Origin of the sequence: Methanosarcina sp. 2.H.T.1A.6 (assembly GCF_000979455.1) — an archaeon.
In the GTDB taxonomy this organism is placed as follows: domain Archaea; phylum Halobacteriota; class Methanosarcinia; order Methanosarcinales; family Methanosarcinaceae; genus Methanosarcina.
Window position 1 is genome coordinate 2,195 of sequence record NZ_JJOY01000043.1, and the last position, 18,801, is coordinate 20,995.

Below are 18,801 nucleotides of genomic sequence, written 5' to 3' on the forward strand. Positions count from 1 at the left end.
CATATATAAACAATGAGCCGTTTTTGCAATAATGTTTAGTATCAAGGATAATGTGTTTTCCAGCAAAAACGCCATCAGTAAAAATATTGCGAAAAAAACAATTTACCTGCCGAAAGCAGGGCACACGTTTAGTTTACGCATAATTCGTTTTAGATACGTTTCGCGAATGACACCGCTACAGGCGGGCGGGAAGAGAAGGATGAAAGATAGGGAGTATGTTTTACGGGTCAAAGCTCATAGTTCACAGTATTGAACCAGCTGAACGTTTATTTTTCACTCAAAAAATATTGCAGTGTAAAGGAACACTCCCAGAAATAAAGAAAAAAACGCAAAGTAATAAAAAAAGAAAGGTGAGAAAAGAAGAGACTTACGCTGCGGCCTCTTCCTTTTCGGCTTCACCCTGGGCTTGTTTAAGCCTTCTCATCTCCCTTATGCGCCGGACCAGGATTTCTCCAAGGTAAAGGACAAGGGCTGCAAGAAGCACATACACTTTCAGGCTCACGGGCTCGTTTGACTCCCTTTCGGAGTTCTGCCTCGCATCCTTCAGGAGAAGGGCTCTTGCTTCCTTTTCAGTATAAATCTTCCCTCCGGTTGCAAGGATGAGTGGCTCGATATCTTTATTGAGCCCGACCTCAAGGTACTCACGCGGGTAGTTTACCGCAAGCGGGTAGCCTGAAATGTCGTGAATCCCGACATTTACCGGGTTTATGCTTGCCTCGTAGGTATTCCTGCCTGTAAGAGCAAGATCAAGCGAAGCTCCGTCCAGTTTAAGCTGCGGGACTCCTTCATCGTACATTATCAGGGTGAGGTCGGAAGGAGTGCCCAGCCAGGTATCAGGAGCTTCAACGACAGCTCCTTCTTCGGCCTGAGGGTTCCCGATTGCCCAATTAGCCATACCTGAAATAAGTCTGCTGTTTGATCCGTTGTAAAGAACAGAAGACCAGCGAGTAGCTTCGCTTCCTCCATTATCTGTGGTAAAGGCTGCAACACGTCCGAGCCCGAAGCGCCATGTGGTGAGCACAGGCTGCCCCGTAACCGTAATGACAAGGCGTTCAGCCCCTGCTTTTGGCGTAACCTGATTATATCCTGTGATACTGGCGTTAGTGAGGTTCACACCCTTCGTAATGAAATGATCCGGAGAGTACTCAAGAAGCAGATAGGAATCAAGCTCCTCGCTTTTAGTTTCGTCCTCAGGAGTCATGTCGAGATCTTCAAACCCTATATTTGCCCTCTCACCCATTTCGATATGTTTATAGTTATTTTCAAGCCCCAGGTCCTGCATTAGCTTCTCAGCATAGAAGTTTCTGGTCTTGTCAGTCTGAGAGGGAGCAGTAGAGCGGATATGGATAAAGTAAAGGTTTACACCCATATCCTTCAGCTCTCGTGCAGTCTGAAGGCTCTGGTCATACGAGTCCTCAATCCCTCCGTCAGAGATTATAATAGCATCAAGCTCGCCGTCCTCGCCTTCAAGCATATCTTTTGTGACATCAAGCCCCTGATCCAAAGAGGTCTCAGTCTGATCACTGGGGGTCAGCTGCGAGATTTTATCTTCCAGAAGGGCAAGGTTCTGCGGAAGCCCCATGAACACAAACCCACCGGAAACATCGTATCCCACGCTCCCGAATGCTATAACGCCAACATTTGCATCTTTCAGGTTTTCATTCCTGAGGATATAGATGGCATTTGACAGGATATCTCCCTGAGTACCGTGGGCAGCTGTACTTGGAGAGACATCGAGAATCAGGACCAGGTTTCTCCCTCCTTTAAACTCGGAAGGTTTTGATAATACAGGCAGGACTTCCTCGAGGGAAGAATTAAGGTATTTTCCGTAATTATAAGCCTTATCTCCTCCGACAACAATAAGCCCGCCCCCGTTGCTGACATAATTTTTGATTTCCTTTATCTCAGCCTCGGAAAAAGTGTCTATGAACTGGTTGTCAAGCACAAGGACCTTACTGTCTGTAATATTCCCTGCTCCGGGATAACCATTTACAACCGAAACTTCGTAAAGGTTGCTCAGAACACTGGCGAGAGGAGAGCCGGTCTCACCGGTAATAAGCGTGAGTTTTGGTTTGGGAATTACATAAAGGGACTTGTAGAACTCGTTGTTAACCTCGTTTAAATCCCCTCCGGACACATCACTGATCTTTACCCTTATATTATGGGCACCGAGAGTGGTAAAAGCCTGATTAATTGGAATCGTATTATTCCGGGCATTCTGTGTAAACGTCCTGCTCTGGATAAGCGCTTCATCCACAAAAATTTCAAGGAAATAACTGACACTCTGTTCTGAAGCCTGGCGGACAACTATCTCAAACTCGTTCTGATTGTTGACAACAACTGTTTTGTCCCCGAGCACCTCGACGCTGAGGTCATTTGTCTCAAGCTCGGGCTGGACAAGATAGACTGGAGTGTCTGCGTCCTTTGCAAATATCAGAGCATCCGAAAGGTCCTTTCCTGCGTTATTATTTCCATCGGTAACAAGAACAATCTGGTTGCCAAGCCCGGAGTACTGGGTCACAGCATCCCCGAGAGAGGTCTTATCCCCGGTTAGCTGCACCAGGGTGGTAGGGGTATTTGCCGTAAGGGCTTCATACAGGCCGGTACCTGTTTCTTCAGGGAAAATGCCCATACTTGCTGTCTGGTCCTGAACAAACACAAGTGAAGGGTCTTCTTCACTGATAGTCTGGGTAACCGTTGTATAGGGTGCAGCCAGGGCCAGGACAAGGAGAAGGGCAACAAGCATTCTCCATTCCACAAGTTTTGTTTTTGTCTTCCGCAGGAGATAGAAACCCGCAACAATCACGGGAATTATAAGTAAGAGCATCTCGGGGCTCTCAAGGGCTACGTTCACAGTTCACCCCTCCCACGGATGATCAGGATTTCAAGCAGCATAAGCAGGAACAGGACTCCTATAAGATAATTGGTAATATCGTTTTTTGCAATATAGGTGTCAGCCCGGACGAGCCTGGTCTCATCTTTTGCAACTGCCCGACTGATAAGTTCCGAGGCGTCTACTGTAGTATTTGATTCCCGGTCATCATAGAGGTTGACTGCAATCTTCTTGTCCGAAATCTCGTATATCCCCACCTCATCAAAGAGCAAACGGTTTGCTGTCAGGGTCTTTGAAGGCGTGCGGATTTCCCCGGTCTTTGAAAGGGAGGTCACGGTGCCGGTTTCAAGGTTGTATTCTGAAATTTCCCCTGTGCCGCCAAGCCACTCAACCAGCTTTATCCAGAACACAGGATACTCAGGCAGGTTATGGAAATTGTTCCAGGCTCCATCCCCGAGCTCGTCACTAAGCCCCATATAGAAGATAGTTCCTTTACCTACCTGCCAGTAGCTCAGCACAGGAATACCGTTCTCCGTGGCTACAAGCGTTGTAGAACCTGTCCTCTCAGTTGCATTCATGTATTTGCGGACCGAGATTTCTTCGGGGTTTAGATCCTGTGTAATGCTGCTCTTAAGGGTTTCTTCAACCTCAAGCCCGTTTTCTGCTTCCTCAACTCCGATAGGTTTCACAGGCAGGAGCTTAACAAGGCCAACCTCGGTTTTCTCAGGGGCAAGGGCTTCGCTTGCAATGAAAACCGCATTCCCTCCGTTCCGCACGTAATTTTCGATAATGTCCACCGAGCCGTTGGCAATCGGGGCTTCTTTCTGGGCAAGCACTACAAGGGAGTAATTATCAAGGGAAGAAGGCACGGATTTCTGGATTTTCAGGTCGCTATTTGGAAGTAGGGAAAGTGCGGTTTTTGAAGGCAGTTTCCCGTTATCTGTGACATAGAGGATCTGCTGCCCGGAGGTATCCGGAATGGAGATGTAAGCTTTGTTGTCAACAGACAGGTCATCTTTAACATTGAGGCTTATTGTGGTGAGTCCGGGCCCCAGGTTTGCAAGTGTGAACTGGTTTGTGCCGCCTGCAGGGACATCAAGAGTAAAAGACTTTGAAACATTTCCCGAAGTTCCTCTTCCGGCCTCTATTTTAACGGTTTCACTCTCGCCTTTGTAGTTTTTGACCACACCGGTGTAGCCGTATTCCCCATCCATGGCTTCAATCCAGCCATTAATGATTCCTATGTTGTCTGCAGGCTTTCCGACCTTTACGAAATTGACCTCAAGCCCGTAGGATTCGGCCAGGTTCTTGGAAGCTACGGGGTCATCTCCACCCCAGTTTGTAAAGTCTGAAATGACAATGATCCTGCCCCCTTCTTTTGATAGAAGGCGCATGCCTGTAGTAATGGCTGCAGACAGGTCGGCGGTGCCGGCTCCGGGCTTGACCTTATTGAATATATCCCCGGCAGCCGAAGCGCTCCCGCCTTCAAGGGCGAGCAGGGGAATATTGGAAGCAAGGATTATGCTGTTTTTCTTGCTCACATAACCGTCGGCAATTCCAACCGCGTCTTCAAAACGAGACTCGACCTGCATGCTTGCCGAAGTATCAAGGATGATCACCGTATGCTCTCCGCTAAGGGGCTCATTTGAAGTGTAATAATAGCCCGCAGCACCAATGGAAAGAAGTATCAGCATAAGGAGTTGAATCAGGAAAAGCGGGTCCTGCACGATTTTCGTGATTGAGGCATAAACCTTTTTTCGTTCCCTTTCAAGCTTGAGGATAAACATTAAGGAGGGAATCGAAAGCACCGCTGGCTTTGGGCGGAGCATGTAAATGATTATAAGTGGGATGACACTCAGGAGGGCAGCAAGAGCAAGGGGGGTTTGAAACGGCATTTTTTAGCGTCTCCTTCTCCTGATCGTATGGTAGAAAGCATCAAAGATAGGAGTGTCGGTTGTATAGGTGTGGAACTCGGCTCCGACCTTCATGCAGGTTTTTTTAATCCTTGCAGTGTGGTCGTCCAGCTTTCGGGTATAGCGTTCCTTGAACTTTTCACTGATATATGTCCTTATCTCTTCACCTGTTTCAAGGTCTACAAGCTTGCTGTTTCCCTGAAGAGGAAGTTCTTTTTCCGTGGGATCAAGCACCTGTATAACGATAAGGTCGTGGTCGGAGAGCCTGTACAGAGCTGTTTCTATTGCCTCCGGGTCCTGCATGAAGTCCGAAATCAGGATTACAAGGGATCTGGACTTGATCTCCCTGCTGTATTTCATAACGGCTTCACTAATGGAGGTCCCGCCCGAAAGTTCAAGTTCGCTAAGCCGGTCGATTGTCCGCATGAGGTTCTTCTTGCCCCTGCGGGGTTTATTGATATCAATTTCGTCCGTAAAAGTGGATATGGCAAACCTATCATTATATTTGGTTACCATGTAAGCAAAACCTGCAGCAAGCATGGCGGAATACTCGAACTTCGAGATCCCCTTTTCAGGATAGTCCATGCTTTTGCTGGCGTCCAGAAGGATATGAGTAGTAAGGGTCTTTTCTTCCTCAAACTGCCGCACATAGAGCTTTTCAGTCCTCGCATAAGCCTTCCAGTCTATATCTTTCAAAGCGTCGCTGGAGTCATACTCCCTGAACCCTATAGTATCGATGCCGTGTCCGCTTCGGGTTGAGGGGCGGTTTCCGGCATAGACCGTCGATACTCTCTTCCGGACCGAAAAGGTAAAGCTGTCAAGCTGCCTGAAAAAATCCGTTTCGATTTTTTGTTTTGTGCGAGTCATTCTGGATCGTCAACCGAAAAGCCCGGTTCTGCCCGGACCTGGAAAACCCCTGGGGGTTTTAACTTTGTTTTACATTTTATGCAATTCGAGTCTCACGAACCTGCTCAATTACAGGTTCGTAAGAGTTCATTTATCTGATCGGCTTACTATTTCATTTAAGTTTCATTTAACTTTCTTGAGAATTTCCTCAATGGCTTCATCAGGGGTCATCCCGCTTCTTTCGGCTTCGAAGGTAAGGATCAGCCTGTGGCGGAGAACAGGGTAAGCCATGTAATCAATATCCTCTTTGCTCACGAAGTTTCTGCCCTGTATCAGGGCTCTTGCCTTTGCTGCAAGGATCATGCCAATGGATGCACGGGGAGAAGCCCCGTACTCGATGTGCTCTTTGTCTTTGCGGGTCATTGACACAATAGAAAGGACGCGCTGCTTGAGTTCTTCGGAGATAGGAATCTGCCGGGTAAGCTTCTGCAATTCGAGAAGTGTAGACTTGTCCAGGCCCCTGGTGATCTTAGGGGTTTCGGATTTCGTATAACGGTTTATGATCTCCATTTCCTCTTCAAAGGTGGGATAGTCTACAAGGATCTTTAAGAGAAAGCGGTCTAACTGGGCTTCGGGAAGGGGGTATGTGCCCTCCATTTCTATGGGGTTCTGGGTGGCAAGGATAAAGAAGGGGCGGTCAAGAAGGAAGGTATCGTTCCCGACTGTTACCTGTTTTTCCTGCATGGCTTCGAGCAGGGCTGACTGGGTTTTCGGGGAAGCACGGTTAACCTCGTCTGCAAGCACGATGTTTGCAAAGACAGGTCCGGGTTCAAACCTGAATTCTTTTTTATTATCTTTCTCCTCAATCATATTGGTCCCTGTGATATCAGAAGGCATCAGGTCAGGGGTACACTGAATTCTGCTGAACTTCAGGTTCATTGCCTTTGCAATCGTAGAGATCATCAGGGTTTTTCCAAGTCCGGGATTGCTTTCCACAAGGGCATGTCCTTCACAGAGGATTGAGATTATAATCTGTTCCACTACCCTGTCCTGACCCACTATGACAGTCCCTATCTCTTCAAAGAAATTTTTAAAAATCCTGCCTGCGTTCTGGTAGGTCGCGGAGGCCTGCCCTGAATCGATATTATTCTCATTCATATCTGCTTCACCCTTTAAACTGCTGTTTTTCGCGGGTCCCGAGGCCCGCTCCTGCTGAACCTTATCCGTTCCTGCAACAGAATGCCATTCAAAAACAGCCTGTTACTCCAAATACAGCCTGTCAGTCTCAGCCTGTTATTCAAAACACAGCCTGTTATTCAAAAACTGCTTTCCAATAGCTGTTTTTCAATAATTCTCGATCAAACTGAATACAGGTAAATTTGACTTAATATAAATTTATTATATCATTCTTCTGCAAGTTGTTCAAAGTAACTCTGGATAACACTCCTGTACCCTTCAGGAAGGTTCTCGTAGTAAGCCTGAGAAGCAACGGCTTCCGGGTTGTAGACATCCGACTGAATAAAGGATTCGTTGTCTCTCTGTTCTCCGTCCTCCTGGATCGTAAAGCCCTCCCCTCCACCCGGAGGTATCTTTAAGTCTACTTCCTTGCCCTCAATTATGATAACGGCAGGTTCTCCAAAAAGTCCTTCATTGTTCTGCGGGTCTCCTGAAGTCCCACCATTTTCCTCTACGGAAATAAGATTCGAATCCGAACCCGGGAAGGGAATAGTTTCGATTACTTCCTCCAGGTCGAGGGGGCCGATAGGTGGTTGATATCCGGTATTGGCAACGTATGCCAGAACCGTGACAGCAAACACAGTTATCAGGAGATCCTTTGCAAGCTTTTTTCTGTTAAGGAAGACAGAGGACTTCACAGGCTTCGAATCGATTATGACGCCGCCTATAAGGTCACGGACAATAATGTTATCCGTATCCCGGTTGTCATAGGCGGTCCTCATCCTCTCCCTGAGTACAGGGTATTTTTCTTCAATAAGGGAAATCGCATCTTTCTTTTTAGCCCTGTAATACCTGAATGCTGTGAGTATAAGAGAGAAGGTAAAGGCAAGAATAATCAGTCCCAGGGTCTCAAAGACAATTTCAGAACCAGGAATACTGTATTTTGTACCGGTATAGGGTTCGAATGTGTCAATCATTAGAAAAATATCCCTGATGTTAAAGAGAACAAAAAGGGCATAGAGAACCAGAAACGTTGCAAGAAGGTCTGCGAAAACATAGAATCCTCTATATTTCTTCAGAGCCGATTCGTGTTTGTTGATGATATTTTCAATCTCTAGAGCCATCTCGCTCCCTTCTGCAACCGGAGACCCCGGTGTTATTATATTTAAGAGTAGTATATAAAGAGGCACAAAGACATAGTAATATACTATAGAAAGATATTACAGAAATATACTATATAAAGGTATTATATAAAGGTACACGTTCCACCTGCAAGTTCCTTCCGTAAGTGCCTTCCGTATTATATATCCATGTTTATACCCGTATCAGGTTTCTTTTTTGAACCTGAAGGTCCCTGATTATTTGGAAATCTTGAAGGCTGGATAAGAACCCAGTACTTTTAATGTATTAGTTTTAGTTTTTGACTTTGTACCAGCTTTTGATTTTATATCTTCAAAGGCATCTTTTATAAGTGCATCGCTTGTATGCCCTTCAAAATCGATGTAGAAGTAATAGTCTCCGAGCTCCTTTTTTGAGGGTCTTGACTCGATTTTTGTAAGGTTAATTCCTCTTTTTGCAAAAGCCCCAAGGAGTTCGTATAATGCCCCAGGCCGGTCTTTTTCCAGGTATACGATAAGAGATGTTTTGCAGGTCGAAAGGCTGACCTTTTCTCTCCCGTTTTCGTGTTCAGCATGGAGCTCATGCTCTGCATTTCGGCAGGGCTCCGGGATCAATTCCTCTTCAACACCTGCATCAACGCCTGCAGCCCCCAGGGTCTGATTCAATGAAATCTTTTTTTCAGCCCGGATAACAATAAAACGGGTGTGGTTTTCCTTTCTGTCCTGGATATTTGAGAGCAGAATTTTCAGCCCGTACCGCTCTGCAGCCTCAGGGGATGCTATTGCTGCCATTTCCTCAAACTCCCCTGCCAGCCTGGCTGCATGGGAAGTGCTGCCCGTGCTCCTGAGTTCCGCTTCAGGAAAATGCTTCTTCAGGAAATGCCTGCACTGTGCGAGCCCCTGGGGATGGGAAAGAATGACCCTGATCTTCTCAGGCCCGCCTTTGGAGAGCAGACAATGCTCGATTTTGACAACTATTTCCCCAATTATAACAGCCTCGTTTTCAAGGAGGAGATCGAGGGTGACTCCTACGGAACCTTCGATGGAGTTTTCTACAGGGACTACGGAGATGTCTGCTTTTCCTTCAACTGCAGCCAGAAACGCATCCTCGATGTCTGCGAAGTACCGAAACTCTGCATCCATCAGGCTATTTTTCAGAGCCCACAATTTTGCAGCCCTTTCAGAATACGAGCCTTCGGGCCCCATTACACCTATAATCATCTGAAGGTTAATTGGGGGAATGGTAATAATAATTTTTGATGGCGATGTTGAATCATCTTAGTTGAACCAGCAGAGTTGCGCCGCCCGAATTGCGCTTTGGGATCACAGGAAATCGAAGATTTCCTGGGAGTTGCGATGTAATCGCAACAGTACGCGGTCCTTTTCGCTGCGCTCAAGAGGACTTTGTCCTGATGGGTGAAAATCACACAAATGAAATATGGATGAAGGCGAGAGGGAAAGGTATTGAGGAGCAGGTAAAGAAAGATCAGTCTGAAAGACCTGAGTTTTTTAGTTTTCAGAGTCCTTTTTTCCCGGGTTGTCTGTTCAGCCTAGTTCTTCTTGAAGGTCAAGCTTCTCTCCTTCATTCCACAGAATTTCAAACTCCTCTTTGAGATTTTTTGCAAGCCCGATGTCCCGGATTTTCACAACCGAAAGGACCCGGTCCCTGTCTTTCGGGTGGGGTTGAAAAAGGATGACAATGCTGTCATCAACGACTCCAAAACAGGAATTAAAAGTCTGGAAGAGCCTGACGTCCAGGCCTTTTTTAAGTTTTCCAAGGGTTTCACCCTCCTGCCTGGAAAGGAGAGAGGTAAGAGCCCTGAAACGCGGAGAAACCATCAGCCTGATTTTAACTCCCCTGTCAATGGCCCTTGTGATTTCAGGAATCAGGCAGGCAATGACAGGCATCCCGAAAATGGGAGGAATGACACAGATAGATATTTTTACTTCTCCATATATGGAAGTGGCAAATTTTTTGATTTCGGATTCGGTGATGGCTGTTGTCCAGAAGACCTCATCTTTTCGCTTCTGGACCTGGACAGCTTTCAGGGCCTGCTTTGCCTCTTCAACAGTCCCTTTCAAAACCGCTATTTCTTTTTCAATTTCGCTTTTTCGCTTCTCAAAAAAAACATCAAGAGCAAGCTCAGGGTCAACCGCCCGAAACTTTTTGGGCCTTGAGGCCTGGACTTCCACAAACCCCTTTCCTGCCAGAGCTTCAAGGACTGTATAGATCTTTCCATAGGGCACTTCCGAATCCCTGTAGATGGCTCTTGCTTCGGAAACGCCCAGTTTCAACAAAGAAAGATAGGCAGCTGCTTCATAGGCATTCAGGCCGATGTCCTGAAGAAGCTTTTCATTTTGCATACAGGAATTGGGGTTTAATATCTTAAAACAGTTTCGAAAAAAGACCTGTGCATAAGATGCCGAAAAATACCGACATCTGATGCGAAAACAGTTTCTGGTTTCGGACACCAGAAAAAATAATCCCGGTCTGAAATGATTTCAACTTATATTTCAATTTTATTTGAGTAATTTCAGTGCATCTCTGCAAGCTGCTACGGCAGGCGCGCCTGAGGTTATGAATATGACATCCATAACTTCCATTATTTCCTCTTTGGTAGCGCCGTTCTTGAGGGCACTCTGCATCTGTACAACAGTACACCTTTCGCACTGCTTGGATGCAACGACTGCAAGAGCTATCATAATCTTGACCTTTGCAGGCAGGGCTCCGTCGGACAGCAGTTTATGGTCACATCTTTTGTATTTGTGCAGGAACTCCGGGTCCAGCTCCCCCAGGGTTTTCAGGATCTCCGGGGTAAAACCCAGTTTCTCACTCATGTCTTCAATTAACTTTTCATGTTCTCCCATATAATGAACCCCCAGTTTTGGTATGGTTATTATTTAGTAAATTGGATATTATTAATATTAAAGCTTGGGATGTACACTATATGGGAATAATAAAGGAATTAAAAGTGGATCCACCGCCCGAGTTTCGTGTAGGGATCACAGAAAATCGGAGATTTTCTGGGAGTTGCGATGTAATCGCAACAGCACGAGGTCCGTTTCAGCAGAGTTGCGACTCTGCAGTACGCTGCCCTTTTCGCTGCGCTCAAGAGGGCTAATCTATGGGTTTTAGCAGTGAGCTCAGCTCGCTCAAGCGGACTATTTTTGAGTAAAGAGATTTAATGGATCAACCGTGAATCAGCCTGGGAAGGCAACGAGTGCAGACCCAGATACTTTCCATGTTGTGCCTGAGGGGCATGAGGTAATGGGTGTCCTCTCCGGCTCCGCATTCGAAACAGCGGATTGAGATGTCTTTCTTTTTCGGCTGGGCTTCAGCTTTTTCCCTGTTAAATTCAACTGTGTACCTTTCTTCGATAGAGAGGGCGCCTTCGGGACAGACCCCGATACAGAAGCCCATGCCATCGCAAAGTTCTTCGGATACGACTTTTGCTTTCCCGTTTATGATTTGAATAGCACCTTCAGCGCAGGGTGCAACACATTTTCCGCAGCCTGTGCATTTTTCCTCGTCAATTTTTATAATTGTTCGTTTTACCATGAAGATTAACCCCCTTTCCCTTTAGATCAATTCCTTTTATGAAGAGATATTATTTGATTTATCGAAGTATCTGATTTATCGAAGTATCTGATTTATCGAAGTATCTGATTTATCGAAGTATCTGATTTATCGAAGTATCTGATTTACCGAAGAGATCAAACATCTGCTAACATGAACTGCCATTTGAAATCCGGCAAATAACCTTCCCTGTACAACACTGCTTTATAATCAGTTATCATTTTGCTCATTTTACAGGTATACTTTATGAAGTCCGTGCCTGCTTCGCCTTTGAATAGAATTTTTTCTGCTTTCTCCAGAAGTTCCGGATAGATAAACACCAGTTCTTCTTTAGTGTGCAAAAAAAGAGCAGAAAAATCCCTGTGAATGACCATGCTTCTTTTCAAGAGCTCTGTATTTAAGGTATCATCAGAGATATAGTCCTTGAATTTTAGATAAGCATGAAAGTTCGCGATGTTCTGATTTAAAGAATTCAAAATAGAATATAGCATATTGTCGGTTTGAGGAAGAGGAAGGTCCTGAAGCTCAGGATGTGCGCCCTCATAGGATTCGTTTTCGTCTACATTTTTGTCCCGAGTTGTATCGTAGTCCATTTTATCAACCTGGTATATCTGCAACTTGTATTCTCAACTTGCAACTTGTATTCTCAACTTGCAACTTGTATTCTCAACTTATATTATTCACAACCTGTATTTTCGAAAAGAACCTGATATTTTATTACATCAGGAGGCTGTTTTTTACCAATCGGAAGTAAATTTTGTTCACTGAGTTTTGCTTGCATGAGTGGGGTTTCAGTGGTGTGTTCCTTCCACCACTTTTATACCCGCATCCTGAATTGTCTTTCTGATGGTATCTATATTGGGGCATTTCGGATAGCTGTCCTCCATGAGCATGCAGGAACTGAGGTGTACGACATCGATGTCATGCTTTTTCAAAGCATTTAGCAGGCGGTAAACCCTCCTGCCCGAGCAGCCTCCACACGTAAAGAAAGCAATTATCTGCGCTTCTTCATCGTATGCCTCAAAGTGGGACTTCCTCTCATTGAAAGCTTTGAAGCAGCCCACTCCGGGACAGGCTTCCGAAACGATGTCACAGCGGACGACCGCGATTTTTGTTGGTTTTGTTTTTTCGTCCATGTATGACACCTGTTTTTACACCCGTTTTTATAACCATTGTTATAACCGTTTTTACACTTGCTGTACGTTTTACAGCAGGCGGGTAGACTCTTTCTGTCTTGGGGCTTTTACAACAAGCACCCTGAAGATGCCGTCTCCGGGGTTCAGGAGGCGGTGTGGAATTTTTGCAGGACTTTCGATTAACATGTCCCTGCTGACTTCTTCCTGTTCGTCCCCGATTTCAACGACACCTTTTCCTTCAAGAATGTAGAAAAAGACGTCCGTGGGGGTGACGTGCTTTTTTAAGGCTTCCCCGGGTTTGAGTTCGATGTGTACTGCCTGGGCATTTTCCGTATCATAGAGCATCCTTACGCTCACGTTATGAGGGTTCGGCTTTTCCGGCGAAGATTTCATCTCAACAACTTTCATATCGTTCTCCCCTTTTTGACCATTCTTCTGCGTTTTTGCCATGCGTTTTTGTTCTGTTTTTGTTCTGTTTTTGTTCTGTTTTTATATATGCCTGATCAGTACCAATCTACTCAATCAGTCTTGAAGGAGGGCATCTCCGAAACTATACAGCAGTGGGGGCTTAGAGCCCGACCTGCTTTTTGAACTCTTCAAGACCCGTGTCCTCAATGAATTTTCCGAGCCTCTTTTTTGTGCCGGAGTTTTTGTAGAAAGTTATGATTCTGTCCACGGCATCGAGAACCTCATCTTCAGAAAGTGCCTTTGCCACGACCTCGGCAAGCCTGGGAGTTGCAGCTGCAGAGCCTCCAACCATAAGATTATAGCCTTTTGCCGTGCCCATTACCCCTATATCCTTGATAGCAGGCTCAGCGCATGAGTTCGGGCATCCGCAAACGCCCATTTTCAGTTTTGAAGGCATGGGCATCCCATGATATTTCTCGTCCAGTTTGAGGCCCAGGCTCACTGCGTCCTGCTTACCCTGCTTGCAGAAGGTTGTCCCCGGACAGAACTTAACGCTTCTTACGCAGAGCCCTATGGCTGCACCGGGTTTTATGCCAAGGTCAGCCCAGACATTATCAAGGTCTTCTTCTTTCAGACCCACGATTGCAATTCTCTGGGCAGAGGTCATCTTCAGGGCAGCTGCCCCATACTTTTCTGCAACGTTAGCGATGTTTCGGAGAGTTGCCGGGTCCACGAGTCCGCCTGGAAGGTGGGGGGCTATTGCGTATGTCTCACGGTCTCTCTGAACGATTGCACCTTTTTCCGGTAAATTGTCTTTCACGGTTGATCCTTTCTCCTCATCTTTATTATTAGAGTTTTAAAGCATGCTCAAACTGCCAGGCAGCAGCATAACATGTCATGTAATTTTATTACACTGTGCTTGGACTGTACATTGTACAGAGGTATATCATTTAAAAGTATTTTTATAATATTGAATTATATAATAGTATCCTTTTGATACCAGTATATTACATATACTAATTTATATATCAGACAGTTTCTATGTTTATACTATGAAAGACTGCACCGTCTACAAGACGATGAACATCATCGGGAAAAGATGGACAATCCACATCCTCCTGGAACTGCACAAGGGTGAAAAGAAAGAGAAACGTTTCAACGAGCTGAAAAGAAAGCTGGGGTACATAACCCCGAAGATCCTTTCGGAAAGGCTTACAGAGCTTGAGAATGAAGGCCTGATCACAAAAAAGGTCGATGACTCTACAAATCCCCCAAGATCCGAGTATTACCTCACTGAGAGCGGAATAGATTTTATAAAGATAATACAGGCAATAAAACGCTGGGGGCTAAAGTGGAAATTCCAGAATGAAGAATGCGAGAAAGCCATCTGCATGTACTGTGACCACTGAGCGCCCGAAGAAGTCCCAAAAAAATACTGTAAATTACGGCTGAAAACTATGGTTTCCCGGCATTGAAATTGTTTTATACTAACGGGTCCTAGCTTATATAAAGCAGGGGAAAAGGCAAAAGGGCATAAAAAACAGTCTCAAGGCATTAAAAACGGTCTCAATTAATCTGCATAACCCCGGAGGCAGTAATGAATCTCGAAGAATCTATCGATTTTTTCTTCAAGCCTGAGAGCATAGCCTTGATAGGAGCGTCTCCGAACCCTGAGAAACTCTCCCATACGGTTCTGGAAAGCCTCAGGAAAATGGGTTTTAAAGGAAAGATCTATCCTGTAAACCCTGGCTACAGGGAAGTTGAGGGGCTTAAATGTTATTCGGCTCCCGGAGAGATTGAAGACTGGATTGATATTGCTATTTTTGCAGTCCCGGCTAAAGCTGTTCTTGAAATTCTGAAAGGGCCTGTGGAAAACATAAAAGGAGCCATAATTGTCAGTTCCGGCTTTCGGGAAATGGGAGCCGACGGAAAGAAAATGGAAGACGAGCTTAGAGCTCTTTTAATAGAGAAAGGTATCAGGGCTATGGGCCCCAACTGCCTTGGAATATATGACACCATCTCAAACGTGGATACCTTTTTTATAGAGCGGGAAAAAATAGAAAGACCTGTAAGAGACGGGGTTTCCGTGCTTACGCAAAGCGGATCTTTTGCCGCTATGATTATGGACGAACTGGCAAATGAGGGGGCAGGCGTTGCAAGGGTCGTGAGCTATGGAAACAAGGTCGATGTTGACGAAAGCGACTGCCTTGAATTTCTTGCACAGGACGAAGCCACAAAGGCCGTTGCCCTTTACATTGAATCCGTAGGAAACGGGCGGAGATTCCTTGAAGTTGCTTCAAGTTGTGTAAAAAGGAAACCTGTGGTGGCTCTCAAGGTTGGAAAGCGGGAGCCGGGCGCAAGGGCAGCAAGTTCCCATACAGGTGCCATTAGCGGGATGTATGAAGCCTATGAAGCCGCTTTTAGGAAAACGGGCATAATAGAGGTCGCCAGTTACGAAGAGCTGAAAGATGCCTGCAAAGTCCTCAACAGGTATTCCCCTGTAGAAGGAAAACGGGTCCTGATAATAACTGACGGGGGAGGGATAGGCATTTCCATTGCCGACTCCTGTGAGGAAGCAGGGCTCAAAGTCCCTGAACTTTCCGCCGCTGCGGTCAGAAAGCTGAAGGAAAAACTTCCGGCTTTTGCTTCCGTAAAAAACCCTATAGACCTGACAGGTAGTGTGCGGGATGAACATTATATTGCTGCCCTGCAAGAAGCTCCCGCGGGAGAATATGACCTTGCAATTGTCAGCCTGCTCTGGGGTCCGCCTCTTCTTACCGAAGGAGTTGCGGAAAAAATCAGGGATTTTGCTGAAAGCTGCGGGAAACCTATCCTGATCAGCTCTCCGGGGGGAAAGTTCAGCCGGGAAATGGCTTCAGCTTTTACAGCCACCGGAATGCCGGTCTTTTTCACCCCTGAAAGCGTGGTCCGGGCGGCAGCCGTGCTTTGTGGGGGAAAAAGGTAAACAAACTGAAATTCGATTTGAGTGCAGAAGAACCCTGAATCGCCGGGAATAAAAAATAGAAATGGATGAAATTAGGGAATCACAGAAAGGTTACACAAAGCCCGGGGCCGAAGAAAAGATTGACCAGCGCCTGTACCCCATGGCTCGCTTAACTCTTTTTACGGCAAGCTGGACTGCAGCTTCCCTTGGCAGGATTCCTTTCGTTTTTGCAGCTTCCAGTACCTGAAACGTGTTGTTTCTTACCTTTTCTTCAATTGACCCGAAAGCTGTGCACTGGGTGGCTCCCTGATACTCTGATGCCGCACAGATCACGCCGCCTGCGTTTGCGATAAAATCCGGGACGTAAAGAATACCCGCCTCATAGAGGATTTTTTCCGCCCCCTCTGTGATCGGAATGTTTGCTCCCTCAATAATCAGTTTAGTGTTAAGAAGATGGACGTTACTCTCGTTGATCACATCTGGACGGGCTGCCGGGATCCATATGTCGCAGGGAATGACGATAACTGCATCACTGTCAAGCTTTTTCCCGCCAGGATAATCAAGCACACTTTTCCCCTCTTTTTTAAGCCTGATCAGGGTATCCACATCAAGCCCTTCCGGATCGTGGACCGCGCCCCGGGAATCGGCGACTCCTACGAGAACCGCTCCCCTCTGGGTAAGGAAACGAGCAGTATGCTTTCCGACTGCCCCAAAGCCCTGAACAACCACGCGAGCCCCTTTCAGCTCGAAATCACAGTATTGCAGCGCTACCTCGGTAGCTTGTGCAACCCCCCAACCTGTGGCCCCTACTTCATCAAGAGGGATGCCCCCCACCTCGCAGGGAAGACCTACCACCCTTCCGATCTCATCTTTTATGCAGGCCATGCACACCTCGTCTGTCCCCATATCAGGGGCGAAGATGTACTCCTCCGTATATCTGAGGGCACTGGCAAGAGCCCGCAGCATCTGTCTTTTCTTTTCCAGAGGCATTTTCGGGTCCCCGTACATGACAATCTTCCCACCTCCATAAGGCAAATCTGCAGCTGCATTCTTAAGGGTCATGGCTCTTGCCAGCCTGAAACATTCTTCAGTACTCACATCAGGGGCCATCCTCACCCCACCAATAGCAGGTCCCCGCGCGATGTTGTCCACCACAAGAATCGCTTTCAGGTCAACTGACGGTTCGTAAACATGAATGATCTTAAATGGCCCAAGCTCATCCGCAAATCTGAACATGTCCTCCATTAACTTAATCCCCCTCTTTGTACCTGAGTTTCATTTTATGATTTTCAGATAATTTCAGAACTGTATTAATTATGATCCTGCACCTTGAAATGTTTTATGTCCCCTTCGCCCTAAAAGAGGGCACTTTTTTGTGAAAGCTGAAGCACCTGAGATACATGAAAAAAGCAGATAAAAAGAATTTTGTGCTGCAAAACTTTGAGTTCCTATCTTTTTGTCGTTTTTATCCATTCTTCATATTTCCAAAAAAAGGGTTCAGATTCCTCAACGTTTCTTAGAGATGTATGGAAAAGAAGCCTGTGATAGCTCTTAAAGCTGGAAACAGGGAGCCGGGCGCAAGGGGCAGCAAGTTCCCACACAGATGTAATTAGCGGGATGCAGGAAGCCTATGAAAGAGAGGACAGTAATTTATTTTAGGAAAATTATTTCAAAAACTATATAATAATCCAGGAGATTTATAGTATCAAATATATTTTTCTGAGTAAGTCTCTTAAAAAAGTACTCGTTTGTAATCATTTCCAGCCTTAACCTTACTTTCGTGTTTTCTCCAGGATAGAACCCAGAAATCGGAAAGATGGGTAAAGAACAGGATGGGTAGCATGGAAACAGTATTAAATAAATCAGAATTTTCCTGGAAAGAGTATTTTTCAGATAAAAAGAAAGGTGGACACCGGTTTTCAACTGAAGAGTTTCTTGCTAAAGAAGCTCAGGAAAAATTGTATCATTTAGGTGGAGGTAAAACTCTCCTCGACTTTGGGTGCGGTGCAGGAGAACTTCTGATATATTATATTCCAAAATATGAGAAAGTAGTAGGGGCTGACTTTTCCAGCTCCATGCTTTTTGAAGCTGAAAAGAAAATCTGGCAGCAGAAATACAAAAATGTAGATTTAATCCTTGCAGATAACGACACAGTTTGGGATAAATTAAGCTTATCGTTTGATCGAATTACTGCAACCGCAGTGATCCAGTATCTGACACCTGAGCAAATAGATGCTTTTATCCGTAACGCATCCGGATATCTCAATGAGGAAGGAAAAATAGTATTTTTTGATATAATTGATCCCAGGCTGTATAATTTATGGAAACTCGGATGGTTTTCAGAAAACTTTAGATTATGGGAGAGTTTGTCCAAAGTTGGTCTGGGGTGCTTAAGGAACATGTTGGGTATTTTGAAAAACCGCCCCGGAGATATAATTGGGGATGCTCACAGCCCCTACCTGATTGAAAAAATTGCCAATATGCATGGATTCAAAATGGAATATGTAAAGTCCATGTACTATGAGTACAGGTATCATGTGATATTATCGAAGATATCATAAGACCTTCCGGGTCCCATGACTGAGACTTTAGGGGAGGGCTCAAGGCTCTGGTTTACAATTTTACGGATAACTTTTTTTGAGTATAACCTTAACTCCGCTTTTTTGTAAGAAATGTGCCAAATCGGAGTTAAGTCCTGAATAAAATTTGTTTATTTTTGGTATTGCAGAAGTCCTGGAGTCTATAATGAACCTTGTACCCTGGATAAGAATGCAATTCAGGTTGTACTCTGGAAAATAAGCAGATAAATCAGGGACTGCCAGGACTTCTACAAACCCTGTCTCTTATACA

At 45.5% G+C, this 18,801-nt stretch carries 18 protein-coding genes; 3 read left to right on the plus strand and 15 right to left on the minus strand.

Annotated elements, in window-relative coordinates; translation table 11 throughout:
• Positions 1 to 367 precede the first annotated feature (367 nt).
• The 13 genes from EO98_RS12575 to EO98_RS12635 all read right to left on the minus strand — a co-directional run bounded on the left by EO98_RS12575 (position 368) and on the right by EO98_RS12635 (position 13,827).
• Positions 368 to 2,854, minus strand: coding sequence for a vWA domain-containing protein (locus EO98_RS12575; RefSeq protein WP_048138194.1), 2,487 nt, complete (start codon positions 2,852 to 2,854; stop codon positions 368 to 370).
• Positions 2,851 to 4,728, minus strand: a complete 1,878-nt coding sequence (locus tag EO98_RS12580; protein ID WP_048138196.1) for a VWA domain-containing protein — start codon at positions 4,726 to 4,728, stop codon at positions 2,851 to 2,853. Before EO98_RS12580 ends, EO98_RS12575 begins: the two co-directional genes overlap by 4 nt.
• 3 nt (positions 4,729 to 4,731) lie before the next feature.
• On the minus strand, positions 4,732 to 5,613 hold the full coding sequence (locus tag EO98_RS12585) for a DUF58 domain-containing protein (RefSeq protein WP_048138198.1): 882 nt from the start codon (positions 5,611 to 5,613) through the stop codon (positions 4,732 to 4,734).
• Between the two features lie 162 nt (positions 5,614 to 5,775).
• The gene (locus EO98_RS12590) at positions 5,776 to 6,750 is read right to left on the minus strand and encodes a MoxR family ATPase (RefSeq protein ID WP_048138200.1); all 975 of its coding nucleotides are present in this window, start codon (positions 6,748 to 6,750) and stop codon (positions 5,776 to 5,778) included.
• A 245-nt stretch (positions 6,751 to 6,995) separates the two neighbouring features.
• Positions 6,996 to 7,892: a hypothetical protein gene (locus EO98_RS12595; RefSeq protein WP_048138202.1), complete on the minus strand. Its 897-nt coding sequence runs from the start codon at positions 7,890 to 7,892 to the stop codon at positions 6,996 to 6,998.
• Between the two features lie 234 nt (positions 7,893 to 8,126).
• On the minus strand, positions 8,127 to 9,107 hold the full coding sequence (locus EO98_RS12600) for a prephenate dehydratase (RefSeq protein WP_048138204.1): 981 nt from the start codon (positions 9,105 to 9,107) through the stop codon (positions 8,127 to 8,129).
• 324 nt (positions 9,108 to 9,431) lie between these two features.
• Entirely contained in the window at positions 9,432 to 10,250 is an 819-nt protein-coding gene (locus EO98_RS12605; protein WP_048138206.1) for a TrmB family transcriptional regulator, read from the minus strand.
• 156 nt (positions 10,251 to 10,406) lie between these two features.
• Positions 10,407 to 10,754, minus strand: a complete 348-nt coding sequence (locus tag EO98_RS12610; protein ID WP_048138208.1) for a carboxymuconolactone decarboxylase family protein — start codon at positions 10,752 to 10,754, stop codon at positions 10,407 to 10,409.
• A 322-nt stretch (positions 10,755 to 11,076) separates the two neighbouring features.
• Positions 11,077 to 11,445, minus strand: coding sequence for an ATP-binding protein (locus tag EO98_RS12615; protein WP_048138209.1), 369 nt, complete (start codon positions 11,443 to 11,445; stop codon positions 11,077 to 11,079).
• A gap of 155 nt (positions 11,446 to 11,600) precedes the next feature.
• Positions 11,601 to 12,056, minus strand: a complete 456-nt coding sequence (locus EO98_RS12620; RefSeq protein WP_048138211.1) for a hypothetical protein — start codon at positions 12,054 to 12,056, stop codon at positions 11,601 to 11,603.
• A 198-nt stretch (positions 12,057 to 12,254) separates the two neighbouring features.
• Complete coding sequence (locus tag EO98_RS12625) at positions 12,255 to 12,599, minus strand: CGGC domain-containing protein (protein ID WP_048138214.1); 345 nt, start codon at positions 12,597 to 12,599, stop codon at positions 12,255 to 12,257.
• A gap of 69 nt (positions 12,600 to 12,668) precedes the next feature.
• Entirely contained in the window at positions 12,669 to 13,007 is a 339-nt protein-coding gene (locus EO98_RS12630; RefSeq protein WP_048138216.1) for a cupin domain-containing protein, read from the minus strand.
• Positions 13,008 to 13,167: 160 nt separating this feature from the next.
• Positions 13,168 to 13,827, minus strand: coding sequence for an NAD(P)/FAD-dependent oxidoreductase (locus tag EO98_RS12635; protein WP_048138218.1), 660 nt, complete (start codon positions 13,825 to 13,827; stop codon positions 13,168 to 13,170).
• Positions 13,828 to 14,059: 232 nt separating this feature from the next.
• Between EO98_RS12635 and EO98_RS12640 the strand changes: the two genes are divergently transcribed.
• Positions 14,060 to 14,416 (plus strand): helix-turn-helix domain-containing protein, encoded by a 357-nt coding sequence (locus EO98_RS12640; protein ID WP_048135565.1) that lies wholly within the window; start codon positions 14,060 to 14,062, stop codon positions 14,414 to 14,416.
• Between the two features lie 188 nt (positions 14,417 to 14,604).
• On the plus strand, positions 14,605 to 15,972 hold the full coding sequence (locus tag EO98_RS12645; protein ID WP_048138220.1) for an acetate--CoA ligase family protein: 1,368 nt from the start codon (positions 14,605 to 14,607) through the stop codon (positions 15,970 to 15,972).
• A gap of 90 nt (positions 15,973 to 16,062) precedes the next feature.
• Here EO98_RS12645 and EO98_RS12650 read toward each other — a convergent pair whose 3' ends face one another.
• Together EO98_RS12650 and EO98_RS18520 are read right to left on the minus strand one after the other, a co-directional pair.
• Positions 16,063 to 17,196: a Glu/Leu/Phe/Val dehydrogenase gene (locus EO98_RS12650; protein WP_235283485.1), complete on the minus strand. Its 1,134-nt coding sequence runs from the start codon at positions 17,194 to 17,196 to the stop codon at positions 16,063 to 16,065.
• Positions 17,197 to 17,265: 69 nt separating this feature from the next.
• Positions 17,266 to 17,424, minus strand: coding sequence for a hypothetical protein (locus EO98_RS18520; protein WP_156161131.1), 159 nt, complete (start codon positions 17,422 to 17,424; stop codon positions 17,266 to 17,268).
• A 359-nt stretch (positions 17,425 to 17,783) separates the two neighbouring features.
• Here EO98_RS18520 and EO98_RS12655 point away from each other — a divergent pair, with 359 nt between their 5' ends.
• Positions 17,784 to 18,512, plus strand: coding sequence for a class I SAM-dependent methyltransferase (locus EO98_RS12655; RefSeq protein WP_048138221.1), 729 nt, complete (start codon positions 17,784 to 17,786; stop codon positions 18,510 to 18,512).
• Positions 18,513 to 18,801 lie beyond the last annotated feature (289 nt).